The 951-nt window shown below is 42.3% G+C and carries 1 protein-coding gene and 1 pseudogene; both read right to left on the bottom strand.

Annotated elements, in window-relative coordinates; all coding sequences use genetic code 11:
- A pseudogene (locus tag KCG35_RS25660) lies at positions 1 to 285 on the bottom strand (transposase); the annotation flags it as partial.
- A gap of 136 nt (positions 286 to 421) precedes the next feature.
- A partial coding sequence (locus tag KCG35_RS25665) for a transposase (protein WP_373687383.1) occupies positions 422 to 951 on the bottom strand: 530 nt, incomplete at its 5' end.

Below are 951 nucleotides of genomic sequence, written 5' to 3' on the forward strand. Positions count from 1 at the left end.
AGTGGATGTCCTGTTCTTATTCTTGGCTGTCCTCTTCTTCTGGCTGTCCTCTTCTTTATTGATCACAATCAAATAGTGGATGTCCTGTTCTTCTATTTTAATATCAATGGCAAACACTTTAACCAACTCAGCGAGCCGCTCAACCAACCAGGCTTTTCGGTGATCAAAGTTTTGGCCCGTTACTAGGTCATCGCCGCACAAAAAAGCACGACGCACACACCGACATATACAGTGATAATAAGGCGTATCCGCCACACTGACTAACTCACTTCGTGGCCGTGTCATCCTTAAACCTCCACTCAAAACTGACTACTTTATAACCAGAAGTATAGACCTACACCTCTGGCTATTTTTTGACCGTAATCAAATAGTGGATGTCCTGATTTTTCCCGCTTCCACAGAAGTTTAAGCTCGCCATCTCTTAGTTGGATATTTTATACTGGTTGATTGCTTTAAAATACCTGCAGTTGCTTTGGCGCTTACCATTGATATTCAGGCGCTCTAAAATAGGAGGCATATTACTGGGAATAGCACCTCGCTTATCATCTCGAATAGCTCGACCGAGCCAATCAACAAGCTGCAAATAATCTTTTGATGAAAAAGATATGGTACTGGGTTTTCCCTGTTTTTCATTACCCGAAAAGCGTAATAACGGCACAGTAGGCAACGTTTGTTTAGGTAACTTAGTAGTTCGAACAAACGACTTATTTTGTTTTTTATTTTTTCGTTGGCGTTTTGCCCATGCAATCATTCGCGCTTGAATTGAGGTAAAATCTGAAGCTTCTGGGGTTTCAGCCATTCCTGCACGAACCGGGTTTAAATCAACATAACTCATACACGTCAATAATGCGGCTTCATCCAGTAACGCTTGGCTTTTAAAACGGCCTTCCCAAAATCGCCCTTTACAGCCATCTTCGTCATTAGCCCATCGAGCAATCGGCTCATTTAAAC

The sequence above is a fragment of the Zooshikella harenae genome, from assembly GCF_018837975.1.
GTDB classification, from domain to species: domain Bacteria; phylum Pseudomonadota; class Gammaproteobacteria; order Pseudomonadales; family Zooshikellaceae; genus Zooshikella; species Zooshikella harenae.